The sequence below is a fragment of the Roseivivax isoporae LMG 25204 genome, from assembly GCF_000521865.1.
Taxonomy (GTDB): Bacteria; Pseudomonadota; Alphaproteobacteria; order Rhodobacterales; family Rhodobacteraceae; genus Roseivivax; species Roseivivax isoporae.
In genome coordinates, this window is sequence record NZ_JAME01000157.1 from 1 (window position 1) to 524 (window position 524).

Consider the following 524-nt stretch of genomic DNA (forward strand, 5'->3'; position numbering starts at 1 on the left):
TGATCGCGCCGCTCACCAATACCGCCATCGTGATGATCAAGAACACCAGCCTGGTGCTGATCGTGGGCCTGTTCGACCTGCTCAGCTCCGGGCGCGCGGCGCTGACCGACCCGGCCTGGCCCACGCCCTACGTCGAGACCTATCTCTTCATCGCATCGATCTATTTCTGCATCTGCTTCGGCCTGTCGCGCTATTCGATGTGGCTGGAGCACCGCTACAAAAAAGGGGAACTCCGATGACCACGCCTTCCGCCGCCACGCCGCCCGCCATCGCCATCGCCGGCATGCACAAGTGGTATGGCGACTTCCATGTTTTGCAGGACATCAACCTGCAGGTCCGGGCGGGCGAGCGCCTGGTGATCTGCGGGCCGTCCGGCTCGGGCAAGTCCACCATGATCCGCTGCATCAACCGGCTCGAACGCCACCAGCAGGGCTCCATCGTGGTCAACGGCGTCGAGTTGAGCGACGACCTGCGCGCCGTGGACGGCGTGCGCACCGACGCCGGCATGGTGTTCCAGCACTTCA

General features: G+C 64.3%; 1 protein-coding gene and 1 pseudogene. Both read left to right on the plus strand.

Annotated elements, in window-relative coordinates; all coding sequences use genetic code 11:
* Positions 1–239, plus strand: a pseudogene (locus tag RISW2_RS25285) (amino acid ABC transporter permease); the annotation flags it as partial.
* Positions 236–524, plus strand: a 289-nt coding sequence (locus RISW2_RS23135; protein ID WP_043775968.1) for an ATP-binding cassette domain-containing protein, incomplete at its 3' end; no start/stop codon positions are given. The pseudogene RISW2_RS25285 and the gene RISW2_RS23135, both read left to right, overlap by 4 nt.